The organism is Halochromatium salexigens, assembly GCF_016653295.1.
In the GTDB taxonomy this organism is placed as follows: Bacteria; Pseudomonadota; Gammaproteobacteria; order Chromatiales; family Chromatiaceae; genus Lamprobacter; species Lamprobacter salexigens.
Map to the genome: position 1 here is coordinate 1 of NZ_NHSF01000051.1, position 25,556 is coordinate 25,556.

The 25,556-nt window shown below is 65.4% G+C and carries 20 protein-coding genes and 2 pseudogenes; 12 read left to right on the forward strand and 10 right to left on the reverse strand.

The window, feature by feature from the left end; translation table 11 throughout:
- Window positions 1–399: pseudogene (locus CCR82_RS07225) on the reverse strand (ISNCY family transposase); the annotation flags it as partial.
- Between the two features lie 263 nt (window positions 400–662).
- Between CCR82_RS07225 and rplU the strand changes: the two are divergent.
- From rplU to CCR82_RS07260, 7 genes are all read left to right on the forward strand, one after another.
- A complete protein-coding gene (gene rplU / locus CCR82_RS07230; RefSeq protein WP_201244725.1) occupies window positions 663–977 on the forward strand; it encodes a 50S ribosomal protein L21 in 315 nt (104 codons plus the stop codon).
- A 12-nt stretch (window positions 978–989) separates the two neighbouring features.
- Window positions 990–1,259, forward strand: coding sequence for a 50S ribosomal protein L27 (rpmA, locus tag CCR82_RS07235; protein ID WP_201244726.1), 270 nt, complete (start codon window positions 990–992; stop codon window positions 1,257–1,259).
- Window positions 1,256–2,341: an Obg family GTPase CgtA gene (cgtA, locus tag CCR82_RS07240; protein ID WP_201244727.1), complete on the forward strand. Its 1,086-nt coding sequence runs from the start codon at window positions 1,256–1,258 to the stop codon at window positions 2,339–2,341. Before rpmA ends, cgtA begins: the two co-directional genes overlap by 4 nt.
- A 9-nt stretch (window positions 2,342–2,350) precedes the next feature.
- Complete coding sequence (gene proB / locus CCR82_RS07245) at window positions 2,351–3,475, forward strand: glutamate 5-kinase (protein WP_201244728.1); 1,125 nt, start codon at window positions 2,351–2,353, stop codon at window positions 3,473–3,475.
- A gap of 122 nt (window positions 3,476–3,597) precedes the next feature.
- Window positions 3,598–4,260, forward strand: coding sequence for a protein-L-isoaspartate O-methyltransferase family protein (locus tag CCR82_RS07250; protein WP_201244729.1), 663 nt, complete (start codon window positions 3,598–3,600; stop codon window positions 4,258–4,260).
- 30 nt (window positions 4,261–4,290) lie between these two features.
- A complete protein-coding gene (locus CCR82_RS07255; protein ID WP_201244843.1) occupies window positions 4,291–4,623 on the forward strand; it encodes a rhodanese-like domain-containing protein in 333 nt (110 codons plus the stop codon).
- Between the two features lie 48 nt (window positions 4,624–4,671).
- Window positions 4,672–5,250: an isochorismatase family protein gene (locus CCR82_RS07260; RefSeq protein ID WP_201244730.1), complete on the forward strand. Its 579-nt coding sequence runs from the start codon at window positions 4,672–4,674 to the stop codon at window positions 5,248–5,250.
- Between the two features lie 40 nt (window positions 5,251–5,290).
- Here the strand turns inward: CCR82_RS07260 and waaA are convergent, their stop codons facing one another.
- The 6 genes from waaA to CCR82_RS19100 are packed head-to-tail and all read right to left on the reverse strand — an operon-like array spanning window position 5,291 to window position 12,380.
- A complete protein-coding gene (gene waaA / locus CCR82_RS07265; protein ID WP_201244731.1) occupies window positions 5,291–6,550 on the reverse strand; it encodes a lipid IV(A) 3-deoxy-D-manno-octulosonic acid transferase in 1,260 nt (419 codons plus the stop codon).
- A 3-nt stretch (window positions 6,551–6,553) separates the two neighbouring features.
- Window positions 6,554–7,375 carry a polysaccharide deacetylase family protein gene (locus CCR82_RS07270; RefSeq protein WP_201244732.1) on the reverse strand — a complete coding sequence of 274 codons (822 nt, stop codon included), beginning with the start codon at window positions 7,373–7,375 and terminating at the stop codon, window positions 6,554–6,556.
- Entirely contained in the window at window positions 7,368–8,582 is a 1,215-nt protein-coding gene (locus CCR82_RS07275; RefSeq protein WP_338073134.1) for a glycosyltransferase, read from the reverse strand. Before CCR82_RS07275 ends, CCR82_RS07270 begins: the two co-directional genes overlap by 8 nt.
- The gene (locus tag CCR82_RS07280) at window positions 8,579–9,670 is read right to left on the reverse strand and encodes a glycosyltransferase (RefSeq protein ID WP_201244734.1); all 1,092 of its coding nucleotides are present in this window, start codon (window positions 9,668–9,670) and stop codon (window positions 8,579–8,581) included. The genes CCR82_RS07275 and CCR82_RS07280 overlap by 4 nt, the downstream gene beginning before the upstream one ends.
- Window positions 9,667–10,848 (reverse strand): glycosyltransferase family 9 protein, encoded by a 1,182-nt coding sequence (locus CCR82_RS07285; RefSeq protein WP_201244735.1) that lies wholly within the window; start codon window positions 10,846–10,848, stop codon window positions 9,667–9,669. Before CCR82_RS07285 ends, CCR82_RS07280 begins: the two co-directional genes overlap by 4 nt.
- A gap of 35 nt (window positions 10,849–10,883) precedes the next feature.
- Entirely contained in the window at window positions 10,884–12,380 is a 1,497-nt protein-coding gene (locus CCR82_RS19100; protein WP_201244736.1) for an O-antigen ligase family protein, read from the reverse strand.
- Window positions 12,381–12,627: 247 nt separating this feature from the next.
- On the opposite strand from CCR82_RS19100, the gene CCR82_RS07295 reads away from it, so the two are divergent.
- The 5 genes from CCR82_RS07295 to CCR82_RS07315 all read left to right on the forward strand — a co-directional run bounded on the left by CCR82_RS07295 (window position 12,628) and on the right by CCR82_RS07315 (window position 18,666).
- Entirely contained in the window at window positions 12,628–13,788 is a 1,161-nt protein-coding gene (locus CCR82_RS07295; protein WP_201244737.1) for a glycosyltransferase, read from the forward strand.
- Window positions 13,785–14,924 (forward strand): glycosyltransferase, encoded by a 1,140-nt coding sequence (locus tag CCR82_RS07300; protein ID WP_201244738.1) that lies wholly within the window; start codon window positions 13,785–13,787, stop codon window positions 14,922–14,924. The genes CCR82_RS07295 and CCR82_RS07300 overlap by 4 nt, the downstream gene beginning before the upstream one ends.
- A 447-nt stretch (window positions 14,925–15,371) precedes the next feature.
- A complete protein-coding gene (locus CCR82_RS07305; RefSeq protein WP_338073135.1) occupies window positions 15,372–16,154 on the forward strand; it encodes a phosphatase PAP2 family protein in 783 nt (260 codons plus the stop codon).
- Window positions 16,151–16,891: a hypothetical protein gene (locus tag CCR82_RS07310; RefSeq protein ID WP_201244739.1), complete on the forward strand. Its 741-nt coding sequence runs from the start codon at window positions 16,151–16,153 to the stop codon at window positions 16,889–16,891. Before CCR82_RS07305 ends, CCR82_RS07310 begins: the two co-directional genes overlap by 4 nt.
- An 11-nt stretch (window positions 16,892–16,902) precedes the next feature.
- Window positions 16,903–18,666, forward strand: coding sequence for a glycosyltransferase family 39 protein (locus tag CCR82_RS07315; protein ID WP_338073136.1), 1,764 nt, complete (start codon window positions 16,903–16,905; stop codon window positions 18,664–18,666).
- 103 nt (window positions 18,667–18,769) lie between these two features.
- On the opposite strand, the gene CCR82_RS07320 is transcribed toward CCR82_RS07315, so the two are convergent.
- From CCR82_RS07320 to CCR82_RS07330, 3 genes and pseudogenes are all read right to left on the reverse strand, one after another.
- Window positions 18,770–24,421 (reverse strand): choice-of-anchor I family protein, encoded by a 5,652-nt coding sequence (locus CCR82_RS07320; RefSeq protein WP_201244741.1) that lies wholly within the window; start codon window positions 24,419–24,421, stop codon window positions 18,770–18,772.
- Window positions 24,422–24,679: 258 nt separating this feature from the next.
- Window positions 24,680–25,048 carry a hypothetical protein gene (locus CCR82_RS07325; RefSeq protein ID WP_201244742.1) on the reverse strand — a complete coding sequence of 123 codons (369 nt, stop codon included), beginning with the start codon at window positions 25,046–25,048 and terminating at the stop codon, window positions 24,680–24,682.
- Between the two features lie 17 nt (window positions 25,049–25,065).
- Window positions 25,066–25,446, reverse strand: a pseudogene (locus CCR82_RS07330) (transposase); the annotation flags it as partial.
- Window positions 25,447–25,556 lie beyond the last annotated feature (110 nt).

Consider the following 25,556-nt stretch of genomic DNA (forward strand, 5'->3'; position numbering starts at 1 on the left):
CAGACCCCCATGCGGGCCGCGATGGGACGCGAGTGCGCCTTGCTCATGCAGCGCCTCAACGCGCTCAATGAACACCGCGAACACCTGCTCTGGATCGATGGGATCGAGGAGGTTGCGGATCTGCTGATCACTGGGAATCTGATGGACCCCGAACAGGGTGTTGGCGTTGTTGGCGCCGCGCTCCTTTTGCATCCGGCGCTGGAAGTCGAGAAACGACGGGCTTTGCATGAAGAACACCGACAACGCGCTCAAGGCCGCATCGCCGATGGCGTAGCGCTGGTTGTTGCCGCCCTTGCGGTGATCGGGGAGTCCAAACAAGGCTTCGCGGATGCTGGCCATCAGGTCGGTAGCGAACACCGGGGGCGTCGGTGTGGCTGTGGGGGTGGGCTTGAGAACCATCGGCTAACAACTCAAGTTTCAACCGCTTTCAGAAAAGCTACTGGTAACATGAGGGTTTCAAATTTGGAATTGCTGGAGGCGAGGCAAGGCTTCGTACGACTGCTCGATCGCATCTCTTTGACGCCTTCCGCGCGATCCGGCATACTAGGGGGTCTTGCGCGATGAACTGGTTCCTGCGAGCGGCGCCCCGGATGAGGCACCAGCGCGCGGCCCCTCGCGCCCGGCCAACCCCTTCCTCTGCTCCGAGGCATCTCGACACCGTTATGTACGCAATCATCGAAACCGGCGGTAAACAGTACCGCGTCGCCGAGGGCGATCTCGTGACCGTCGAGAAGCTCGACGTCGATCAGGGCGCGACCCTGGACATGCCGCGCGTGTTGATGCTCGCCGATGGCGATTCGGTCCAGCTCGGCAAGCCGTATCTGGACGGCGCCAAGGTCACCGCCGAGGTCGCGGCCCACGGCAAGCATGACAAGGTGCGCATCATCAAATTCAAGCGGCGCAAGCACCACATGAAGCGGCAGGGTCATCGCCAACCCTTCACGCAGCTCAAGATCACCGCGATCAGCAACGGCTGAGAGGATTACACCATGGCACATAAGAAAGCAGGCGGCAGCTCTCGCAACGGCCGCGATTCAGAGTCCAAACGCCTTGGCGTCAAGCGCTTCGGTGGTCAGACCGTGCAGGCCGGCAGCATCATCGTGCGCCAGCGCGGCACCCGGTTCCACGGCGGCGTGCATGTCGGCTGTGGTCGCGATCACACCCTGTTCGCGCTCAAGGATGGCGTGGTGCGCTTCGAGGTCAAGGGCCCGCGCAACCGCAAATTCGTCAGCATCGATCCGCTCGAAACCAGTGCGTGAAATTCGTCGATGAGGCGCAGATCCGGGTCGAGGCCGGTGATGGGGGCAATGGATGCGTCAGCTTCAGGCGCGAGCGTTTCATCCCCAAGGGCGGCCCCGACGGCGGTGATGGCGGTGATGGCGGTAGCGTCTACCTGATCGGCGATCCGGGGCTCAATACCCTGGTCGATTTTCGCCAGGCGCGCCGCCATCGCGCCGAGCGTGGTCGCGATGGCATGGGCCAGAACCGCACCGGTCGTGGCGGACAGGATCTCGCGATCCAGGTGCCGCTCGGAACCCGCGTCTTCGATAGCGAGACCGAGGAATGCATCGGCGAGGTGCTCACCGCTGAGCAGCGTCTGCTGGTCGCCCAAGGCGGCTTCCACGGCCTTGGTAATGCACGCTACAAGTCGAGCACCAATCGCGCGCCCCGCCAGTCGAAGCCGGGCACGCCTGGGGAACGGCGCTTTCTGAGGCTCGAGCTGATCCTGCTCGCCGATGTCGGCTTGGTCGGGCTGCCCAATGCCGGCAAATCGAGCCTGATCCGGCAGGTGTCCAGCGCCCGCCCCCGGGTCGCCGATTATCCGTTCACCACCCTCTATCCCAATCTTGGCGTGGTCCGGCTCGGCCCCCGGCAGAGTTTCGTCATCGCCGACATCCCTGGCCTCATCGCCGGCGCCGCCGAAGGCGCGGGGCTTGGCACGCGCTTCCTGAAGCACCTGACCCGCACCCGCCTGTTGCTGCATCTGATCGACATCGCCCCGCTCGAGGGCAGTGCGCGTCCGCTCGAACAGGCGCGGATCATCGCCGACGAACTCGTCGCCCACGGTGAGGCGCTGGCCACCAAGGAGCGCTGGCTGGTCCTGAACAAGAGCGATGTGCTGGACGCCGAGCAGGGCGCCGAGGCACGACGCGCGCTGGTCGAGGCCCTGGGCTGGTCCGGCCCGGTGTTCCTGATCTCGGCCGCGACCGGCGCCGGCACCGATGCGTTGACCGGCGCTCTGATGCAGCGGCTCAGCGAGATCCAACACCCGCTCGCGCCGGAACAGGATGCGAGCGAGGCCGATGCGGACGCCGCCAGCGGCTGGCATCCACTCGACTAGCGCGCTCACATGCCCAATCGCCAGCGCATCCCGCAGACCCGACGCTGGGTCGTGAAGATCGGCAGCGCGCTGCTGACGCGCGACGGCGCCGGTCTCGACATCGAGGTGCTCGAACCCTGGGTCGCCCAGCTCGCCGCGCGCCGGCTCGCCGGCCATGACCTGGTGCTGGTCTCCTCCGGCGCCGTGGCCCAGGGCATGGCGCGCATGGGCTGGAGCCGACGACCGCGCGCGCTGCATGAGCTGCAAGCCGCCGCCGCCATCGGCCAGATGGGCCTGATCCGGGCCTGGGAGGCCTGTTTCGCCCGCCACGGTCTGCACACCGCGCAGGTCCTGCTGACCCGCGACGATCTCGCCAACCGCGAGCGCTACCTGAACGCCCGCAGCACCTTGCGCACCCTGCTCGCGCTCGGCGTGGTGCCGGTGGTCAACGAGAACGACACCGTCGCCACCGATGAGCTGCGCTTCGGCGACAACGACACCCTGGCGGCCTTGGTCGCGAATCTGATCGAGGCCGAACTGCTGGTGCTGCTGACCGATCAGGACGGTCTCTTCGAGGCCGACCCGCGCACCCACCCCGAGGCCCGCTTGATCACCGAGACGCGGGTCGATGACAATCGACTCGATGCAGTGGCCGGCGGCAGCGGCGGCGGTCTCGGCAGCGGCGGCATGGTCACCAAGGTGCGCGCCGCGCGCCTCGCCGCGCGCTCCGGATGCACCACCCTCATCGCCTCGGGGCGCGCCGCCGACGGTCTCGCGCGGCTCGGCCAGGGCGAGCCGGTCGGCACCCTGCTCAGCCCGGTGCAAGAGCCGCAAGCGGCACGCAAACAATGGCTGGCCGGCCATCTGCGCGTGAGCGGCCGCCTGGTGCTGGACGCCGGCGCCGCGCGCGCCCTGCGTGAACAGGGCCGCAGCCTGCTCGCGGTCGGTGTCAAGGCGGTGCGCGGGCAGTTCAAGCGCGGCGAGGTGGTCGCCTGCGTCGATGAGCAGGGCCAGGAGATCGCCCGCGGACTGGTCAACTATGATGTGCAAGAGACCCTGCGCATCCAGGGCCAGCCCAGCGCGGCCTTCGTCGACATCCTCGGCTACATCGATGACGAAGAGTTGATCCATCGCGATAACCTCGTGCTGCTCTAGCACGCGGGACCGAGCACTCCGCGAGGCGCTTGCCACTGCTGATCAAAATCCATACCCTTCACCGGTGGTCAGTGTGCGTGATCGAGCGACCGCCCATTATCGCAAGATGAGGATTCAAACCGATGCAAGCGACCACGGACCGAGCACGGTTCAACATGATCGAGCAGCAAGTACGTCCCTGGGAGGTGCTTGACCAGCGCGTGCTCACAGTGATGCGCGAGCTACCGCGCGAGGCCTTCGTGCCCGATGCCTACCGAGGGCTGGCCTATGCCGATATCGAGATCCCACTCGGCGACCAGGCCGCCATGCTGGCGCCCAAGGTCGTCGGGCGCCTGCTGCAGGCAGTGCAGGTACAGCCGCACGAGACGGTGCTCGAGATCGGCACCGGCACGGGCTACGTCACCGCCTGCCTGGCGCACCTCGGCAAGCGTGTCCTCAGCCTCGAGATCGACCCGGCCCTGGCCGAGGGCGCGCGCGCACGCCTCGAGGCCATGGGGCTCTCGCACACCGAGGTGCACACCGGTGATGCCTTCTCCGGGCACATCGACGGCGGCCCCTTCGATGTCATCGCCGTCACCGGTTCGGTGCCCACCGCCGAGCCTCTTGCGGCACTCGAGCAACAGCTCACCGATGGCGGGCGCCTGTTCATCGTCGTCGGCGAGCCGCCGCTGATGGAGGCGATGCGCATCACCCGCATCGGCAACGACATTCGCCGCGAAAGCCTGTTCGAGACTTGCATCGCTGCGCTCGAGAATGCCCCGCTACCAGAACGCTTCGCGTTCTGAATCCCACCCAACCGATGCGAGGCGCCGGTGATAGAACAGATCACTCCCCAATCCCTGAAAGACCTGCTCGATGGCAACGCCACGCTCGACCAACAGCGACCACTGCTGCTCGATGTGCGCGAGCCCTGGGAGCATGCCATCTGCCGGATCGACGGCAGCGAGCTGTTGCCGATGCGCCAGATCCCGGCCGCCGTCGCCCAGCTCGATCAGGCGCGCCCGACCGTCCTCATCTGCCATCACGGCATCCGCTCGCATCAGGTCGCCCTCTTTCTCCAACTCCAAGGCTTTCGGCGCGTGATCAACCTGCGCGGCGGTGTCGCCGCTTGGGCGAGCGACGTCGACCCCGAAATGCCGACCTACTGAGCAGCGCCCAAGCAGCGCTGCCGATTCACCCCCCGCGAGGAGACCGTCATGAGCATCCACCAGGCCCCGATGCCGTTGTGCCAGGCCGCGTTCGCGCAGCTTTTGATCATCGATGCGCAGGAGCGCCTCGCCGCCGCCATGCCCGAGGACGTGCTCGAACGCACGGTGGGCAACATCAACCGGCTCATCGGCGCGGCCAAGATCCTCGAGATCCCGATCATCTCGACCGAGCAGTATCCGCAAGGACTCGGCACGACCATCGATGCCATCCGCGACCAGCTCCCCGCAACCGCCGCGCCGACCGAAAAGACCTGCTTCTCGTGCTGCACCGCCGCCGGCTTCGAGCGCGCGCTGACCGAGCAGCCCGAGCGCAAGCAAGTGGTGCTCGTCGGCATGGAAGCGCATATTTGCATCATCCAGACCGCCTCTGGCCTGCAGCGCTGGGGCTATCAAGTCTTCGTCGCCGCCGATGGCATCTGCTCGCGCCATCCACAGAAGGCCGATAATGCCCTCGCGCGCATGCGCCACTCTGGCATCCAGGTCAGCAACACCGAGTCGGTCGCCTTCGAATGGCTCAGCGACTCCCAGCATGCGCAATTCCGCGAGGTCTCGCGCCTGTTCAAATAGCTGCGGTTCAGTCCACGGCCGAGCCGGTAGCGCCGCCGCCCTAGCTTTTTCCATCCAGCAGCGCCAGCAGGCGCTGCAAGGCGCCCCGGTTGCGCTCGACGAAGGCCAGGCCCTGCTCACCGATGCGTGCGCGTTCGGTGGCATCGCCGAGCCAGCCCTCGAGCAACCGGCCCAGCGCCTCGGCGTCTTCGATTTGGACCGCGCCCTGCTCGGCCACCAACAGGCGGGTGATCTCGGCGACATTGAAGCAATGCGGGCCGATCGCCACCGGCACGGCCAGCGCGGCGGCCTCCAGCAGATTATGGCCGCCGACCGGCACCAGACTGCCGCCGATGAAGGCCGCGTCGGCGGCGGCCAGAAACATCGGCAGCTCGCCCATGCTATCGACCAGATAGACCGAACAGGCGCCCTCGCAGTCCTGCCCTTGGCTGCGGCGCATCAGGGCCTGACCGTCACGCTGCACCAAGGCCGCGACCCGCTCGAAGCGCTCCGGATGGCGCGGCACCAGCACCAACAAGACCTCGGGGAACAGGGTTCGCAGCCGGCGTTGCACGGCGAGCAAGGGCTCCTCCTCGCCCTCGTGGGTACTCGCGGCCACCCAGACCGGACGGTTGATGCCCCACGCACGGCGCATCGCCTCGGCGCGATCGCGCAGGCTCGCCGGCAACCGGACATCGAATTTGATGCTGCCGGTCACCCGCACCCGACGCGCGTCGGCACCGAGTGCGATGAAGCGCTCGGCATCGGGCGGGCTCTGTGCGGCGATCCACGCAAAGCCGCGCAGCGTGCGCGCGGTCAAGCCGCCAAGGCGCGCATAGCCGCGCGCCGAGCGCGGCGACATGCGGGCATTCGCCAGGATCACCGGGATGCCGCGCGCGGCGCAGACCGCGAGCATGTTCGGCCAGATCTCGGTCTCGACCACCAACACCAGACGCGGCTGGGCTCGCTGCAGAAAGCGGTGCATGACCACCGGCAGATCGTAGGGCGTGAAGGCGTGCTGCACACGCTCACCGAACAGATCCCGCAGCCGCCGAGCGCCGGTTGGGGTCGTGGTGGTGACGATCAGCTCCAGCGCCGGTTCACGCCCGAGCAGTTCGCGGATCAGCGGCTGCATCGCCTGCACCTCGCCGACCGAGACGGCGTGAATCCAGAGATCGACCGGGCGCGGCGGCACTCGCCAAACCCCAAGCCGCTCCGGCCAGCGTTGGAGATAGGCCGGATTGCGGTAGCCGCGCCAGAGCAGACGCAGCAGTACCAGCGGCAGCACCAGCGTGAGCAGGAGTGAATACAGGGAACGCATGTCTCAACGACCGCCTCGGAGGCCGACAGCATCCGCGCGCTGGTGGCTCCAGCGGCGCCAGTCCTCCAGCGCCGGCTTTGGTCGATGCTTGGTCAGCTTCCAGCCGACGCCGAGCAAGTTGTCGCCGAACGAGACCGCCTTGCGCGGCAGCACCAGGGGATGATCCGCGCCAGTGGCGGCCCCACGCAGACAGGTCATCGCGCTGCGATAGCCCGCCTCGGCGGCGAGGCGCACCGTCTCCTGAGTGAAGCGGCCAAAGGGATAGCACAGATCGCGCACCGGTTGCCCGAGCAGGTCCTCGAGCGCCGCCCGGCTCTGATTCAGCTCCCGGGCTTGTTCCGCCGGCGCCAGCTCAGCGAGCTTGCGATGCGAGACCCCATGCGAGCCGACACTGATGCCGGCCTCCTTGAGCGCGCGTAATTGGAAAGCACTCATCAGGGCCGGCTCGGCACGATCGGGATCGCGCTCGGCCCAGCGCATGCGCTGTCCGACCCAATCGCTGATGGCATAGACCACGGCCGGGAATCGATGTGCCATCAGCACTGGCAGCGCGTGCTCGATGAAATCGGCGTAGGCATCGTCGAAGGTCAAGAGCACCGCCCGTGGTGGCAAGGGGGATTGGCCATAAAGTCCCGCCAGTGCCCGCTCGAGAGAGATCACATGGAAGCCGCCATGGGCGAGCAAGGCCATCTGGCGCGCGAAACGCCCGGCATCGCAATAATTCGCGCGATGCGCGCGCATTGGCTTGAAGCGCCCAACCTGGTGGTACATCAGGATCGACAGGCGTCGGCCGAGTGGGCTTGGGCTTGAGACGGGATCAGCCATCGGTCAGGTCGGTGTAGAGTTCAAGGTAACGCTGCATGATCACAGTGCGCGAAAAGGTCTGCTCGACCCGCTGGGCGCCCTGCTCCACCAGCGCCTTGGCCAAGGCCGGCTCGCGCAGCAGCAACCGGATGCCCTCGGCCAGGGCCGGCGCATCCTCGCAGGGCACGCACCAGGCATCCTTGCCGTGATGGGTGATCTCGCGCGCGCCGCGAAACGCCGCCGTCACCAACGGTCGGCGCCAGGCCCAGGCCTCGAGGATCACATTGCCCAGGGTCTCGGTCTCGAGCGACGGGAAGACCACCAGATCGGCAAGTTGCAGATAGGGCGCCGGCTCCGGCTGCCAACCGAGCCAGAGGATGCGCGAGTCGATGCCCAGCTCGCGCGCCTGTCGTTGCAACCGCTGTCGCAGTGGCCCCTCACCGAGCAACAGCAAACGCCAGCGCCGGCCACCCAGCTCGGCTGGCAAGCGCGCAAGCGCATCGAGCAGATAGCGCTGGCCCTTGACGGTGACGAAGCGGCCCATGCAGAGCAGCAGTTGCTCATCGGCATGCACTCCCAGTTGGCGCCGTCGCTGCGCGAGTTCAGCCGCCGGCAGTGGCTGCGGCGGATCGACGAAGTTGTAGATCTGATGCACGCGTCGCGCGGGTAACCCCTGTTGCAGCATCCAGTCGCAAAGCTGGCGCGTATTGCCGATCCATGCATCCGCATGCCGGTAGGGAGACAGGTCATAGTAACCGCCGAGCCGTGTCAGATGGACCGGTCGAGCCAAGCCCAGGCCAGGACGGCGTGACAAGCGAGTCAGTCGCGTCGCCCGGCCCATGTAGGTCTGCACGATCTGCGGCTTTACGCGCCGCACGAGCCGTTCGACGGCCAGCCGCGAGAGCGGGTCCCAAACGGTGCGAAACGGCAATCGATGGCAGGGTAACCGTGCGTCCAGCCCCTGCTGCCCGCGCAGGCGATCCAGCTCGCCGCCGGCGCGCAGACCGATCGCCGCCGGTGCCTGCCGCTCGGCCAGCGCCTCGCAGAAGCGTTGGAACCAGCGCTCGGCGCCGCCCAGGCCCTTGCTGCCGATCAGTTGCAGGCTCGAGGGCCAGTGAGCCGAGGCCAGCCGGTCAGGATGAGCCTCGGCGTGAGAGGTCATCTGAGCGTCGGTGTCAGCCCTGGGATCGGGCGCTGATCCGGGCGCTGATCCGGGCTTGGCGCTCATCGCGCAGCCTCCGCCAGCAGCTCGTGATAGACCCTCAGATTTCCCTCGACCATTTCGTTGACGGAGAACACCCGGCGCACCCGCTCGGCCCCGGCCTGCCCGAACCGCTCGCGCCGCGCGGGATCAGTGAGCAAGGCGCGCATGGCCTGCGCCAAGGCCGCCGCCTCGCCGGGAGGCACCAACAGCCCCGTGACACCATCCTCGACGGCCTCCGGGATACCGCCCACGCGGCTCGCGACGATCGGCACCCCAGCGGCCGCCGCCTGCAACAAGGACACGCCAAGCCCTTCCATCAGCGCCGGATGCACCAGCAGCGCCAGGCAAGGCAGCAGCTCGGCGAGATCGTCGCGAAAGCCGACCAGATGCACGCGCCCGTTGAGCCCCGCCGCATCGATCTGCTGTGTGAGCACGTCGGCCAGTGGTCCCTGACCGAAAAACACCACCCGCAGCCGTGGCTGCTCGGCGAGCAAGGCGGGTAGTGCTCGCAGCAGCACCGCATGCCCCTTGCGCGCGATCAGCTGCGCGACCACGCCGAGCACCAACGCCTCCTCCGGCAACCCGAGCCGCTCGCCGATCAGCCCCGGCCGACAGGGCTGGGCAAAACGCTCGGCGACGACCGCGCTGCGCACCACGCGCAGCTTGGCCTCCGGCAGCCCCTCGGAGCGCAGCACGCGCGCGATGCCCTCGGAGATCGCGATCACCCGATCATGCAGCCGATACTTGAGCGCGACCAACCAGCGCGGCTCGGGGTTATCGACCCGACGCGTGTGCAGCACCGCCACCCCAGCCAGCCGCGCCGCGAGGCCGCCCATCAGATCGGCGCCGATGCGGCTGTGCAGATGCACCAGCTCTGGCTGTACGCGGCGGATCAGCCGATACAGGCGTCCGATCATCAGCACATCCAAATCACCGTGCATCGGCATGCCGTGCACCACCGCGAAGGACTCGGCGCGGACGCCTAGCGCGCAGCCAGGACGACAGGCGAGATGATTCTCGATGCCGCGCGCCGCCAGTCCTTCCAGCAGATAAAGAACCTGCTGCGCACCGCCATAGAGGTGCGCCCCACCCTCGATGTGCAGCACCTTCATCCTGATGCTCGACCCACCGACGGATCGGCTTGATCCGCCTGATCAGGCCGATCTGCCCGATCAGCCTGATCCGCCCGACTCGTCTGTTCGCTCCGGTCCCGCTCCAGCAGTTCGACCAACGTCGCCATGACCTCGTCGAGCTGAATCTCGCGCATGCAGGTGAAGGCGCCATCACAGATCGGCCGGCGGCGGCAGGGCGAGCAGTGGCGCGGGTGATAGAGCACGCGTGCGGCGGCGCTGCCGGTCTCGGTATAGGGACAGGTCGAGCCGAATAGCAGCACCGTCGGCCGCTCGAAGGCGATGCCCATGTGGCTGAGGCCGGTATCGACACCGACCACGCAGCGAGCCCGACGGATCAGCGCCGCCGCGCTCAGGAGGCTGGTCGCGCCGACCAGATCGACCAGCGGCCCGCGGCTGATCCGCTGCGCGGCCTCTCGATCCCCCGGACCGCCCAGCATCAGCGTCGGTAGTCCAAAGCGCGCGTGAATCCGCGCTGCCAGCGCCGACCAACGCGCATCGATCCAATGCTTCTGCGGGCGCGTGGTAAACGGACAGATCACGGCATAACCGGCGTCCAGTCCATGCGCGGCGATCAGCGCCTCGGCCGCCAATTCGGCCTCGCGGCCTGGAGACACCCGGAGGCGGAAATCATCGCTCGGCCAGCCCAGACTGGAGGCGAGGTGACGGTACTCGGAGCTGATCCAGTCGCTGTTCGGCCCCCGCTCGATCCGCTGCGTCATCAGCCACTGACCGCCTTCGCGCGTGCCCAAGCCGATGCGCTCCGGTGCTCCGGACCAGCGCACTGGCAGCGCGCTCTTGAGCAGCCCTTGCAAATCGATCGCCAGATCGAAGCGGCACGCGCGCAACGCCTTCACCGCCACGATGACCTCCGCCACCAGCCCGAAGAGACGCCGCTCGCGCCAGAGCCGGCGCCAGCGCGGCAGCGGCCACTCGATGACCTGGTCAAGGTCCGGGTGGTGCGCCAGCAACGGCGCACATTCGGGCTGCACCAGCCAGGCGATGTGCGCCCGAGGATGGGCGCGCCGAGCGCTTGCGATCAGCGGCGAGGCGAAGATGATGTCACCGATCGCGCTCAGGCGCACCAACAGGAGACGTTGCGGACTTGCCCTCGCCCCATCGCCGTCTCGAGCGTCCCTGCCAACGCTGCATCGGGCCATTGTTTCCGCTCCCTGATCGGTACTCGGAACCCTCATCAGCGACCATCATCCTCAACGCTGTCGCGCCGGTACAGCGCCATGCTCAGCGCCGTGCCCGCGAGCAGCGCCCAGTAGCCACGAAAGTCTTGGTGCACCATACGGAAATCGAACAGACTCCAAACCGCTAGGTAGAGCAGCGCAAGGCTCAGGAACAGACCCACATCCAGGCTCAGCCGTCCACGGCGAATCCCGTCATAGACCGCCCAGAGCAATAGCAGGGCGATCAGCATCCAGAGCCCGAAGCCAACCAGACCCAACTGGGCCAGAAGCTCCAGGTAGCTGTTGTGCAGATGCTTGATGACGCCATCCTCGGGATGCCAGATCCCGCTCGCAGCAGCGGCCAGCTTAGCGTCCACGACGCTCGCCCTGCCGCCACGCGCAAGTCCCGCCACCTCATCAGCGCCATCAGCCCCTACTACACCAGCATCAGCCCCTGCCGCCGCACCAGCTTCGGTCCCTGCCGCGACCCCTGTCCAAGAATCGGCTTCAGTCTCCACAGCGAGCGCGGCTACGCTTGCGGCTATCAGCGGAGCGCTGGCGCCGGGCCCCCAACCCAGCCAGGGCCGTTTTTGCCATACCTCAAATCCGAAGCGTTGGGCATGCCAACGCAATGTCAGCGAGGTGACCTGATCGGGCGGCACCTCGCCGCGCAGTAGTTGCTCGGCGACCCTTCGCTCCTCGTTCAGACGCTCACCGATCTCGCTGGCGTTCAAGCCAATGAGCAGCAGCAGCGCGCTTGCAGCCACCAACAAAGGGGTGCGCGGAATCCGCCCATGCCGTCGCCATTGCCCGCGCAGCCACAGCCCAGCCCCAAGCAACGCGACCAAGATCAGCCCAAGCCAGCTACCACGGGCCTGGGTCAGTACCACGCCTTCGGCCAGCATGACCAGCGCCGCAAGCCACAGCGGCAAGGCCCACCAGCGTAACCGGCCATCATGCCGGTACCAACAACGCCGGCGCAGAACCAGCAGCCCGATCAGCGCCGTTCCCGCATAGAGGGCATAAGCGAGCGCCGGAAAACCGAAGCCCGGGCGCGAATCGAAGAAGGCATCGGCATCGCCGAGCAACAATGCCCAGTCCAGCCGCCAGAGGGTGCCGAGCAAGATCCCCATCAGCACCAGCAAGAACAAGCGCTGCGCGAGTCGCTCCTCACCGCGCAGCGCGTAAGCGATTGGCACCATGACAGCGAGCTGCGCCCAACTGAACGCGACCTCCCAGCGCTGCATCAGCTCGGCACTCGCCATGCGTGGGAAGAGCGCCTGCAGCAGACCATAGAGCGCGAACGCGAGCGTCAGCCAGACCAGCGGATGACGCGGCAGCTGGGGCTGGTGGGCCCGGCTCAGCAACAGCGCCACGAACCAAACCCAGATCAGCAGCAGTCCGGCCGAGACCCCAGCCGGCGCCATGAACAGGCTGAGCGAGAGTGCATAGAGGCTAAAAAGACGCAAGCGGTCTAGCGAGCCGTTCCAGGGCGAAGCGATTGCGGTGGTCACAAAAACAGTCGTGGGGACAGCATGGGCAAACGCTGTACTATAACCGGCCTGCATCACTAGCCGTCACCCCAGCCCCTCGCTCTGGCCCTTGAGGCCATTGGAATGGACGCGCTCTTGCAGCCACCGAGCGCTCCCTCAGAAGGACAAGGTTTCTCGTGCACGTTTGATGAAGACACTGCGCATGGTCGATCACAGAGCACTCACGCCGGCAAACGCAAGCACAAGCGCGCCACGACGGCGACTGGCCATGATCGGCTTCCGCCAAGGCAGCGGCGGTGTCGGGCGTGTGATGACCACGCTGATAGACGCCCTGCTCGATACCGGCATCGACATCGATCTGCTGCTGCCGAGCGCGGAGCATCCAGACCTGAGTGCGCTGCGAGGCGAGGTCAATCGCTTCGTCATCGATCTCGATCGACTCAAGCAGGCCGAGCCGACGCTGCTCGCGTACCTGCGCCAGCGCCAGCCCGACGCCATCCTCAGCAACCGAGATCAGAGTCATCGCCTGCTCCTGCGGCGTACACTCGACGGAGAACGCCCCTTCACCGCTTTTCGCGTCGGCACCAATATTCCGGAACGGCTCAAGCGCAACAGCCCTTGGACGGCGGCTTGGAATGGCTGGCGGCTCGCTGTGCTTTATCGCCAGGTCGATCTATTGATCGGCATTTCCTCCGGCGTCAGCGCCGCGTTAACGCGCATGCTGAACCAGGGTCCGCGCTGGCGGCGGCATCAGCCACGCATCGAGACCATCCTGAATCCGGTTGATGCCGAGGCCATCGCCCGCCTAGCCGGCGAGCCGGTCTCGCATCCCTGGCTCAAGCAAAAGATCGGACCTGTCATCGTTAGCGTCGGGCGCTTGGTGCGCGCCAAGCAGTTCAGCCTACTGCTACGTGCCTTCGCGCTGTTGCCGCCGGCGATGAACGCGCGCCTGATGATTTGCGGCGGCGGCGGCCAACATGAACGACTGCTGGCGCTGGCGGCGCGACTCGGAATCGCCGACCGGATCGAGCTGCTCGGCTATCAGTCGAACCCGTTCCGCTATGTCGCCGCCGCCGACCTGTTCGTCTGCTCATCTGTCTTCGAGGGCGCCAACAACGCCCTGCTCGAGGCCCTCACGCTCGGCACGCCCTGCGTCTCGACCGACTGCCCAAGCGGCCCGCGCGAGATCCTCAACGACGGCCGCCTCGGCCCCCTGGTGCCGGTCGACGACCCGGTCGCCTTGGCCGAGGCGATGCGCTCGGTGCTCGAGGCGCCGTTGCCGGCCGAGCGCCTGCGCGCCGGGGCCGCGCGCTTCGATCCGCAGCGCAGCGCCGCGCGCTATGCTGAAGTGCTCGGGCTAAGCGTTCCCGGGTCGGGGGGAGGGCTTTCAGGTCAGAGACAGGCCATCCTGGGATGGACTAAGCATTGACTTGCGGCGAACCATCAGCGGCCGAACGCATCGCAATCTTCGCCGCCACCTCAGGCCACAGCGGCGTCGACCGTATCCTCGTCAACCTGATCGAGCAATGGGCCGCCTGGGGGCTACGCGTCGATCTACTGCAGGTGCGCCGACATGGACCACGGCTTGAGCCCGTCCCGCCAGGCGTGCGCTGCATCGATCTCGGCACTGCACACGTCAACACCGCACTGTCGGCCGTGGCGCGGTATCTGCGCCGCGAGCGCCCGGTCGCGATGCTCTCCGACAAAGATCGCGTCAATCGCATCGCGATCCTGGCGCGCATGCTGTCTGGCGTACACACCCGGCTCGCCGTGCGGCTTGGCACCACGGTCTCGGTCAATCTCGCCAGTCGCGGCCTCGGTGAGCGCGTGCTGCAGCGCGCCTCGATCCGCTATCTGTATCGGCTCGCCGATGGCATCATCGTGCCCTCGGTCGGGGTCGCGACCGATCTGGTCGAGCAGCTTGGCGTCGAGCGCGCGCGTATTCAGGTCGCCCATAGCCCGATTGTCTCGGCGCGATTGGAGCCCTTGGCGCAGGAACCGATCGAGCATCCTTGGCTCGCCGCTGGCGCGCCACCGGTCATCCTCGGGGTGGGCGAGCTTGGCTCACGCAAGGACTTCGCCACCCTGATCCGCGCCTTCGCGCTGGTGCGGGCCGAGCGCCCCTGTCGGCTGTTGATCCTCGGTCGCGGCCGCCAACGCGAACGGCTGCTAGCGCTGGCGGCCGACCTTGGTGTCGCCGATGCGGTCGACCTGCCCGGCTTCGTCAACAATCCCTATCCGTATATGCGCCAAGCAGCGGTCTTTGCACTGAGTTCGCGTTGGGAGGGCTTGGGGATCGTGTTGGTCGAGGCACTTGCGTGCGGCACGCCGGCGGTCAGCACCGACTGCCCCTCCGGCCCGCGTGAGATCCTGGGTCCCTGCTGTCCGCAGGCACTGGTGCCAGTTGGCGATCATCAGGCCTTGGCGCGGGTGATCAGCGAGACCCTGGCGCACCCGCCGGCGAAGACGCGATTGATCGAGCGTGCCCAGGACTTTTCGATCCACGCCAGCGCCCAAGCCTATCTCGCCGCGCTCGGCATCGTGCGGGAGCCATCTGGGGAGTAGCCAGGCCGGTCATCACTCGGCGTTGTCGCGGGAAACGCCGGACCGCTGCAAACAGGTGACCCGGGCTAGCGCTCTCGATCAGCGACCTGCGCTGTCATCAGCAGACGTCTCGGCCGCTGAGGCTTTAGACGACGAGCGTCCAGCGTGCGCTGTGGCGAGAGTAAAGGTCGCGGTATGCTCCGCGCTGCCGTCTTGTCGCCGTGCAACGAGGTCCGGCCGCGGATTGGCTTCAACCGCAGAGCAAGCGGGTCAGCACATCAGAACTTCGTTATACTCCGCCGGCTTGCGCGGCAGCTGCCGGGCGAACCCTACTCAGATGCGTCTTCGGCACTCATGGCGGTCAACATCCTCGGCGTTTTATCACGATCACCCCATTCCTTCGAGAAACCTTACTGACGAGAGCCCTACTGATGCTCGACCTCATCAAAGACCTCTGGGGCTTCATGCGTGAGCGCAAGAAGTGAAGCCGACCCCGTCTTGCCCATGCGCGCCTCGCCGCTGCTTGCCGTCTCGATCCTGTTCTTCGCGCTGGCCGATCTTTGGCTGGCGTTTCCGCAGATCGACCTCGCCGTCGCCAGCCTGTTCTGGACACCGGAGGACAACTTTGCCGCGCGCGGCGCCCTCTGGGAGCAGTTCATGTATCACTCGATCGACAAGCTGTTGGTGGTCATCAGCCTCGGCCTGATCGGCGCCTGTGCTCTCCGAGTGCCGATCCATCGGCACGCTAGCGAGCGGTTCATCGGGTCGGTCGCGAGTCGCGTCACCGGCCGACGACTCGCCTTCCTGCTGCTGCTGCTCGCGCTCGTACCGGGTCTGATCGTGAATACGCTCTTCAAGGAGCATTGGGGGCGGGCGCGCCCGATCCAGCTTGAGCAGTTCGGCGGGCAGCGCGCCTTCTCGCCGGCCTTCATCGTCTCCGACCAGGGCGGCGGCGCCTTCGCATCCGGCCATGTCGCGGCCGCCGCCTGGCTGGTCGCGGTGCCGGTGGTGGTGTGTGGGGTCGGCTCGCTCTGGACCGGCTTGGCCCTGCTCTATCTGCTGGCGATGGTGCTCGCGCGGATGGCCGCAGGCGCGCATTTCCTCAGCGATGCGCTGACCTCGATCCTGCTGGTTTGGGTCGGTTTTCTCATGCTGCAACGCCTCCTTCCGCTCAACGCCCCGATCGCGGCCCCCATCGAGTCGCCGATCAAGCCCCAGCCCAAGACGCGCGAGGAGCGGACGGTTCGATGAGCCCTTTGCGTCATACAGGGCCTCGCCTGTGGCTCCGCGCATGCTGCGCGCTCGCCCTCCTCGGCCTTGCCGTGGGCTGCGAGACCCAACCCATCGTCGGCTTCGGCCCCGTGCTGGAGTTGGAGCAGTTGCAGGCGTTGGTCGCGGACAGCGACTGGGAGGCGATCGTGGCCGCCGACATCGACTGCGGCGAGCCCTCGGATACCTGCGCCGAGGTCCACGCCATTCGCGCTGATGCCTGTTTGCGACTCGCCATCCAGTTACCGGTTGACGCTTCCGCGACCAGGGGGCGAACCCGGCAATTGCTCGACGCGGCCGAATCCGGTTACCGCCAAGCCTTGCTGCTGCACCACTCGAGCGCGTCGCCGAGCATGGCGTCCTATCACGGCGGCTTGTTACTGACTCTGAGCGAGCGGCGCAACCGGCTCGATGCCTCGGTGCGGGAAAGGACGCTCGACCGCGAGAACCAGAAGCTGCTGGCGGCCGCCAACCAGGCGCGCGCGCAGGTGCCAGACAGCGCGCTCGGCTTCATCTACACCGCCTCGGCGTTGCTCTATCACGCACTGCTGAAGGAGTCCGGTGGGAATCGCTGTCAAGGCTTGGGCCAGGCCGAGGCGATGCTGAAACAGACACCGGCGCCGCCCGCTGAGCTGATGAACGATCATCAACGGCTGCAAACCCTGATCGAGCAAGAGTTGCGCAAGAGCCACTGCGCGCAAGCCCCTGGACCCGCATGAGCAAGCGCTTGGTGTCTGCTCAGTATGCCGCAGGCGACGAGGTTCGCTGGGTCATCGCGCTGATCATCAGCATCACGGCCTGGCGTTTGCTGGTCGCCGATCTGCTGCCGGTCATGCGCGATGAGGCCTATTACTTCGACTGGGCGGGTCGACTCGCCTGGGGCTATTTCGACCATCCGCCCGCCGTCGCCCTGCTCGGACTCGGTGTCGTCATCGAGCCCGGCTCCACGCTGGCCGCCCGGCTCGGCGCCGTGCTGTTTGGCAGCGCGGCGCTGCTGGTGCTTTGGCGCCTGTATCGTGCCAGTGGTCTGCGCGCGGGCAATGGGCTGCTGCTCGCGCTCATCCTCTCGGTCGCCACCGCCCCTGGGCTGGTCGCTGGCGTCATCACCACGCCCGACAGCGTGTTGCTGCTGTGCTGGCCGCTGGCCTTGCACGAGGCGCTGCGGGCACTCCAGGGCCAGCGTCGACGCTGGCTCACGGCGGGTCTCGCGACCGGGCTCGGGCTGCTCGGCAAGTACAGCATGGTCATGATCGGCCCGGTCTTTCTCTGGGCGCTGGTGCGCGCCGACCCGCGCGCATTGCGCACGCCTTGGCCCTATCTCGGGGGGCTGCTCGCGCTGCTGGTGTGCTCGCCAAACCTGCTCTGGAATGCGCAGAACGACTGGCTGACCCTGCGGTTTCAGTTTGGGCACGGCTTTTCGACCGATAGCGGTCCGATCAGGCTGGCGGCAGACGCCCTGCCCGCAGTCACCGGCGCGCAGGCCTATGCGCGCGAGCAACCGACGCCAATGGATGTGGGCGAGCGACTCTCCAGTCTCGGCGGTTTCATCGGCGAGCAGTTGCTGTTCTGGGGGCTGGTGCTGGTGCCGATCGGGATCGCCGTTTGGCGCGCTGGTCGACGTGCTTACCAGCGCGCGGATGAAGGCTCTGGTCAGGGCTCAGATGAGCGCCCTACTTGGCATTTTTTTTGGCGCGTCGGTTGGTTCCCTAGTTGGCGCCTGGGGGGTGTGGGGGGTGGCATCAAGCCCGAGTCCGAGCCCGAACTTGATCGCACGATCAGCACGCTCGATCCTGCCGCCGTCTCGCTGCTAGGGGCGGCGGCTTTGGTGCCCTTGGGCCTGTTTGCGCTGGTCGCGCTCGGCAGTGAGGTCGAGGCGAACTGGGCGGCGCCCTATCTGATTGGCGCCGTGCCCTTCGTCGCGCTGCTATTGCGGCGCGGGTTCGATGGCGGGGTAGATGGCGGGGTTGATGGCGGGGTGGCCGCCTGGGCGCTGGCCGCGGCCGCTGGCAACCTGATACTCATCAGTGTTTATGTGTTATACGCGGTCACGGCCTTCCCGCCCTTGCCGGACGCGGCCGGACGCGTACTGCGTGAGAGCCACGGCTTCGCGGAGCTGGCCGACTATAGCGCGCGCCTGCCCGAGCCGGTGATCGCCGATCGCTATCAGTTCGCGGCCATGCTGAACTTCTATCAGCCCCAGCTTGCGGTCAGTCAATGGCCCGGGATCACCCGGCCATCGGAGTACGGGCGCGGACGAATCGCACCGCTGCCGAACCCGCAGGCCTTGCGGCAAACCGGCTTCTGGCTGCTGACGCGCAAGTTCTCGCCACCCGAGATCACCGGCTTCGACGCCGTCGAGACCCGCAGCCTCTATAGCTGCCCCGACGGGCGTTTCACCGTGATCGATGTCTCCGCGACCTGGGACGCCAGCGGTTGCGATGAGCCGATCAATGGTTGGCGGCTTTATCGTTATCGCGTCGATGCGATGCACTGAACGGAATGTAGCCCGAAATGCACGGGGTATTCCCCGTGCATTTCATGGCAGTCACGATCGGCTGCGAAGAATTGCTGGAACAGCGATCTTCTATGACTTCACATCAGGCTAGCCAGAGGTCGACATAGCTTTCTATACCACCTGTTGTTTCCACCACTTGCTGCGTGACGACGTCCGTTTCCATGTTAGAAATACTGGAGCCTGTATTTTCGAGAGGTGTGTTTATCATCGCATCCTCGATCTCTAGACCATGCGATTGATCGAAGTCATTAATTCGATCCTCGAAGAAGATTGCATCTCCATCGTCTAGCTGATGGTTTTTAGCATCGCCAAACGCTGCAAACGGATCTTGCGCAAAAACCTCTGCTTCTGCTTCTTCTTTAACTTGCTCAACTCGATCCTCGTGGCTAAACGGTGAATCTGGGCGATTACCCGTGTCGGTAGCAACAAAGGTGAAAACAGATAGCAGGTTATCAAACGCAGCCCCGTATTCAATCTGATCAGTCTCTTCATCGATAGTGATTTGACGGCTCAGAATCCGGGCAAAGATGTTTAATAGATTCTCAGACAGCTCAGCAGCCTCACCTGCTAATCTTCGCATGGCTATTTCGGAGATAGCCAACTCAGGCTTCAGTGCCTCGGGCTCTTCATCCGACTCAATCGCATACATCGTCGTGGTACCGCTCACCTCGTTGGACACTGCCAGCAGCGGTTGACCGTTTGGACTGTCCTCGGCGGCGATGAAGGTTATCCCCTCGGGGCCGAGATCGCCCACCTCGGGGTTGGTGGAACCATCGGCGAGCTCGGCCTCGACGCTGAAATCGCGGTTGTTGATGTAGTTGACGAAGGAGGCCTCGGCCGGCTCGGTGATGTCGTAGACCATGATGCCGCCGACGCGCTCGAGACCGATGAAGGCGTAGGTCTTGCCATCGATCTCGCCGAGGGTGACGCCTTCCGGCTCTGGGCCTTTGTTGTCGCTGCGGCTCTCGAAGCTGTCGTTCTCGTCGTTGTTGGCGTTGAAATCGTCGGGGAAGGCTTGTGCCGTGATCCGCTCGAAGTCATCGCCGCTGTTGAAGACCAGGTTGCCTTGGCTGTCGAAGATGCTGAACGAGCGGCTGCCGTAGGCATGGATCTGGTCGATGTCGCCATCGCCATCGGTGTCGCCATCGACCGTGGAGATGGTGAGGCGGCCGAGCTGGTCATCGTCGGCGATGTTGGGAGACGCATCGGTGATGCTGGCATCCAACGCAATCCCCGAGCGACCAAAAGAGGTGACCTCGTCGAGATCCTTGAGACGAACGGCATCACCGGTCACGTCTTCATCGGCATCGCCGCGATCGTCGCCTTCATTGGCGGTCACATAGTAGGTCTCACCACCGACCTCGTGGACGGCGAGCGCATCGGGCATCTGCAGGCCAAAGACGGGCCAGGTCTGAATATTGATGCCGGAGTCGCGGTCACTGGGATCAAGGCCATTGCCGGGCTGGCTGTGGTCGATCGGCGCGAGCGGCTGGATGTCGGTGACGGTCGCACTGGCGATATCGACCACCGCTACCGCGTTCGCTTCCTGCAAGGTGACATAGGCGTGCGCGCCGTCAGACGTGATCGCCACGTATTCGGGCTCGACATCCGCAGAGAGTGTCTTGTCGGGAAAGAGCCGCAGGCCGGCGGCTTGTAGGGCTGCCTGTTGCGCGTTAAAGGCGTCGAAGGTGGCCTTTTGCTCGGTAAAGGTGGCGATGTCGATGAGGCTGACCGAGCCGTCCGGATCGACGCCGCCGTCGGGCTCGCCTTCGTTGGCGACGACCAGGGTGCTCCCGTCGGGGGTAAAGGCGACCATGTCGGGTAGCGCGCCCACCTCGACCTCATCGACCAAGGTGGGGTTGGCAAAATCGGTTTCGTTAGCGTTAAAGAACACGACCTTGCCGGGATCGGTCGATACCGGGGCTTCGATCGCCACGGCGATCAGACCCTCCTTCACCGCCACACTGTTGGCACTGGAGCCAAACGCGGAGGCATCAATGCTGCCGAGCTTGATGGGATTGGCGGGATCACCGAGATCCAGCACGTCGATCGTCGTGGCATCGGCGTTGACGACAAACAGGCGCTGGGTCTCCGGGTCGTAGGCATTGATCTCTTGCGCGCCCTCGTCGAAGACGCCGGTTTGATAGGTGCCGAGAGGGTTCAGGACAATCGATTGGGTCGGCTCCGGCACATCGATATCGAACACGGCATCGGTGCGGTAATCCAGGTTCTGGATGCGCTCATCGAGATCACGTCCACTATCGGCGGCACCAAACGCCTCGCCGCCGTTGTCTGGGTTGAAGTTGTCGTTCAGATACTCGGCGAGTGCATCCTGCTCGGTGCCGTCAAACGTGAAGGTGGCCTCACCGGTCAGGCTCTCGTCCGGCTCGGCATCGCCATCGAGGTCGGTCAGCTCGAGCCGATCGGCTTGCGGGGCGGTCGGGAATGGGTAGCCATCGCCACCACCGGCTAGGAAATTGAGGGTCACGATGCGGAAAGATGCGCTGGCATCGCCCACTATCTCGCCGTCGCGGACCAGTTCGGCGACCAGCGTGTCGTTCTCATCGAAGATCCCTGCATTGAGGAGGCGCTCGCCGGCGGGCAGGTCGGGATCATAGGAGAACTTGATCCCGGAGACCTGCGGGAAGCGACCGGAGCCGATATCGCCAACCCCATGCTCGAGCACCGCGACCAATTCGGCCTTGGTGAGCGTCAGTAAGGTCAGGTCATTGTTGAAAGCCAGCGTGGTCTGGATATCGTTCTGGCTGATCCCGCCGGCCGGCTTGACGATGTTGCCGTCGCTGCCGATCACCGCTTCGTTCGGGGAGCGCACCGCCTCGCTGCCACCCGGAGGAACGATCGTCTCGCCGATCGAAGCCCGGATGCCGCCGCCGTTTTTGATCGAGACGACCACGTCCTCGTCGTACTCCTGTGCGATCGCCAGGTTCGCGTCTGCCGTCAGGTTACCAAGGTTGGTTTCCTGGGTGCGGACACCATCGGTCTCCTCCGGGGTGTCAATACCGGAGCGGTTGCCGTTGAGGAAGACGTCTGAGACGCCGAAGACGTTGCTTTCGGTGGCGATGATCTGCGCCTCGATGGCATCGGCCATGGCCTGAATCTCAGGATCGATCAGCCCTTCGGCACCCAAGGCAGCCACGCCCTGAGCGTCGGTGGCATAGGCGCCGGAGATCTCGGGATCGTAGCTGTCGGCGATGATGTGGCCGTCGCTGTCGAAGTCGAGCACCAATCGGCCGACGTACTTGTAGCTGCCGTCGGTGTTGACCACTGCGGTGGTCACGCCATCGGCGTCGGTGATGAATTGAGGATAGGGGCCTTGGTCGCTGTCGCCATCGCGGATGCGATCGTTGTCGTCGAACAGACGGGTGTTGGAGCCGCCGGCGACGATGATGTCGACATGGCTCAAACGCTCGGCGAGCGCCCGTTCGATATCGAGTTGCTGCATATGCGCCAACAGCACGATCTTGTCCATGCCGGGATTGGCCGCCAGCAGCGCATCGACCTCCGTTTGGATCTCGGCGGCCAGCGCATCGAGCTGGGCAGGGGTCGGGTTGGCATCGAAGTCGGCCGGCGCGATACCGAGATCCCCAGGACTCGAGATGATGGCGAGGGTCGGCGTGGTCGCCCCGACGACACCGATCGCTTCACCGTTGACGTCGATGACCACCGACGAGGTCACCGTGCGGGCTTGCGGGGCCTGACCACCCTCGACCTCCAGCGGCGCAAGGTTGGCGTCGGTCGAGAAGTCGAGGTTGGTGGCGAGGTAGGGGAAGTTCGCTCCGGTGAAGGCCTGACCGGCCAGCTCGGAGCCGCTGAGGGCCGAGAAATCACCAGTCGCGGAGCCGTCGATCAAGCCGGCCAGGGTAGCGGTGCCATAGTCGAACTCGTGATTGCCAAGCGCGAGCGCCTGGAAGCCAAGCTCGTTTTGGATCTGGATATCCGCGATCCCCGGCGAACCGAACACCGCCTCAGAGGCATCGAAGAACAGACCGGGAATGATGGCATCACCGGCTGAGAGGGTCAGGGTGTTATCCGGGAGACCATCGTTGCCGAGATCCTGAGCCCTGAGGGCATTGAGCACGGCCGAGAAATTCGGCGCATCTTGAATGGCCGCCGGGCCCGCTTCCTGATCAGCCGCATGGAGGAGTTCGAGGGTATAGACGGGTTCTCTCGACTCGACTCCGTACAACGTCGTGGTGCCGCTGACCTCATTGGACACTGCCAGCAGCGGTTGATCGTTCGGGCTGTCCTCGGCGGCGATGAAGGTTATCCCCTCGGGGCCGAGATCGCCCACCTCGGGGTTGGTGGAACCATCGGCGAGCTCGGCCTCGACGCTGAAGTCGCGTTTGTTGATGTAGTTGACGAAGGAGGCCTCGGCCGGATCGGTGATGTCGTAGACCATGATGCCGCCGACGCGCTCGAGGCCGATGAAGGCGTAGGTCTTGCCATCGATCTCACCGAGGGTGACGCCTTCGGGCTCCGGGCCTTTGTTATCGCTGCGGCTCTCGAAGCTGTCGTTCTCGTCGTTGTTGGCGTTGAAGTCCTCGGGGAAGTGCTCTGCGGTGATCTGCTCGAAGGCGTCGCCGCTGTTGAAGACCAGATTGCCTTGGCTGTCGAAGATGCTGAACGAGCGGCTGCCGTAGGCATGGATCTGGTCGATGTCACCATCGCCATCGGTGTCGCCATCGACCGTGGAGATGGTGAGACGTCCGAGCTGGTCATCATCGGCGATGTTGGGAGACGCATCGGTGATGCTGGGGTCGAGCGCGAGGCCATCATGGCCAAAGGAGGTGACATCGGCGAGATCCTTGAGACGGACGGCATCACCGGTCGCGTCTTCATCGGCATCGCCGCGATCGTCGCCTTCATTGGCGGTCACATAGTAGGTCTCACCACCGACCTCGTAGACGGCGAGCGCGTCCGGCATCTGCAGGCCAAAGACGGGCCAAGTCTGGATGTTGATGCCGGAATCACGGTCACTGGGATCAAGGCCATTACCGGGCTGGCTGTGGTCGATCGGCGCGAGCGTCTGGATGTCGGTGACGGTCGCACTGGCGATATCGACCACGGCCACCGCATTCGCCTCTTGCAAGGTGACATAGGCCTGTGCGCCGTCCGACGTGATCGCCACATATTCGGGCTCGACATCCGCAGAGAGGGTCTTATCGGGAAAGAGCCGCAGGCCTTCGGCTTGTAGGGCTGCCTGTTGCGCGTTAAAGGCGTCGAAGGTCGCCTTTTGCTCGGTAAAGGTGGCGATGTCGATGATACTCACCGAGCCGTCCGGATCAACGCCGCCGTCGGGCTCACCTTCGTTGGCGACGACCAGGGTGCTCCCGTCGGGGGTAAAGGCGACCATGTCGGGCAACGCACCCACGCCGACTTCGGCGACCAAGGTGGGGTTGGCAAAATCGGTTTCGTCGGCGTTGAAGAACACGACCTTGCCGGGATCGGTCGACACTGGGGCTTCGATTGCCACCGCGATCAGCCCCTCCTTCACCGCCACGCTGTTGGCACTGGAGCCAAACGCGGAGGCATCGATGCTGCCGAGCTTGTTGGGATTCGCGGGATCACTGAGATCCAGCACGTCGACCGTCGTGGCATCGGCGTTGACGACGAAGAGGCGCTGGGTCTCCGGGTCGTAGGCATTGATCTCTTGCGCGCCTTCGTCGAAGACACCGGTTTGGTAGGTTCCGAGAGGGTTCAGGACAATCGACATCGTCAGCTCCAAGAGTTGATCATGAAATAGACAGAGGCTTCACATACCGGCTGTAGAATCTGAAAGACGCGCGCAATCGTTTGGCTGCGTTTGCGGAGCGAATATTAAAGCAGCGATGGTTTTCCGGCAACATTACAAATAAATTTCATTATTATGACGTAATATTTTCTTATTCGTTATTTTTCAGTCATGATTTACACACGCTTTCGCTGTGACACGAAATGTGTATGAGCCTTGACTTTGGGACTTTTCGGCCCCTCAGGCCGTCGCGGCAAGCTGATCGAGCAAGCGCTCCAGGCGCTGGGGTGAGATTTGGACAGGGTTCTGCTCGCCGGCTGAGGTGTCGAAATAGGATTCGCTCCAAATCCGGCGCCGGACCAAGGCCAGGCAGTCGGAGAAGGTCGCCTCGGGCTTGAGGGTCCAGGCGCTCGAGCGCGCCAGGGTCGGCCAGTGCTCACGCCAGCGATGCACCATCAGACAGACCAGCGAGAACAGGGCCATGAGCACCGGCGTGGTGCGGGCGATGGCCAGATCGCTCCACTGGCGCTGGGTCTCCACGCCGAGGTGGCGACGGGTCTCCTCGAAGGTCACCTCCAGCGACCAGCGCCAGACGAACAGTTCGATCACCCGTACCGGGGTCAGGGTCAGCGCGCGGCCTCGCTGTCGGCCTGCTTGGAGGGCATCAGCAGGGTCAGAAACGGCAGTGCCCACATCCGCTGACTCCAGGGCACGGGCACCATCAGCGCCATCACCAGCCAGTCCACGCCCAGGCAGGTGACCACCATGCCCCGAATCGAGCGCACCGCATCCCGATACACCCCTTTGGCCCGGATGCGCGGCCCGAAGCGCCGCTCCAGGGTCTTGTCGATCGCCATCACGATCGGCAGGCTGGGCGGCAGCAGGGCCAGCAACAGCCCCAGTAGGATCTGCGCTGCGCGCAGTCCTGACCAGCGCGCGCGGTTGAGCACCCGATGGTAGCGCTCGAAGCGCCGCTCGCCCGAGAGGCCTATCGCGCGCAGCGCCGCAGTGACCGTGCGCGGGCCCTTGCGCGAGCAGGGTGCCGATCACCCACATCTGCGCATGCGCCCAGGTCGGTCGCGTGAACAGCACGGCAAACGGTTCTAAAACGAACGGC

Coding starts and splice junctions, on each gene's coding strand:
- CCR82_RS07250 (WP_201244729.1), top strand. CDS start 3,598: ATGCAAGCGACCACGGACCGAGCACGGTTCAACATGATCGAGCAGCAA.
- rpmA (WP_201244726.1), top strand. CDS start 990: ATGGCACATAAGAAAGCAGGCGGCAGCTCTCGCAACGGCCGCGATTCA.
- rplU (WP_201244725.1), top strand. CDS start 663: ATGTACGCAATCATCGAAACCGGCGGTAAACAGTACCGCGTCGCCGAG.
- CCR82_RS07280 (WP_201244734.1), bottom strand. CDS start 9,670: ATGAAGGTGCTGCACATCGAGGGTGGGGCGCACCTCTATGGCGGTGCG.
- CCR82_RS07320 (WP_201244741.1), bottom strand. CDS start 24,421: ATGTCGATTGTCCTGAACCCTCTCGGAACCTACCAAACCGGTGTCTTC.
- CCR82_RS07310 (WP_201244739.1), top strand. CDS start 16,151: ATGAGCCCTTTGCGTCATACAGGGCCTCGCCTGTGGCTCCGCGCATGC.
- CCR82_RS07275 (WP_338073134.1), bottom strand. CDS start 8,582: ATGAGCGCCAAGCCCGGATCAGCGCCCGGATCAGCGCCCGATCCCAGG.
- waaA (WP_201244731.1), bottom strand. CDS start 6,550: ATGCGTTCCCTGTATTCACTCCTGCTCACGCTGGTGCTGCCGCTGGTA.
- proB (WP_201244728.1), top strand. CDS start 2,351: ATGCCCAATCGCCAGCGCATCCCGCAGACCCGACGCTGGGTCGTGAAG.
- CCR82_RS07285 (WP_201244735.1), bottom strand. CDS start 10,848: ATGGCCCGATGCAGCGTTGGCAGGGACGCTCGAGACGGCGATGGGGCG.
- CCR82_RS07295 (WP_201244737.1), top strand. CDS start 12,628: ATGATCGGCTTCCGCCAAGGCAGCGGCGGTGTCGGGCGTGTGATGACC.
- CCR82_RS07270 (WP_201244732.1), bottom strand. CDS start 7,375: ATGGCTGATCCCGTCTCAAGCCCAAGCCCACTCGGCCGACGCCTGTCG.
- CCR82_RS07260 (WP_201244730.1), top strand. CDS start 4,672: ATGAGCATCCACCAGGCCCCGATGCCGTTGTGCCAGGCCGCGTTCGCG.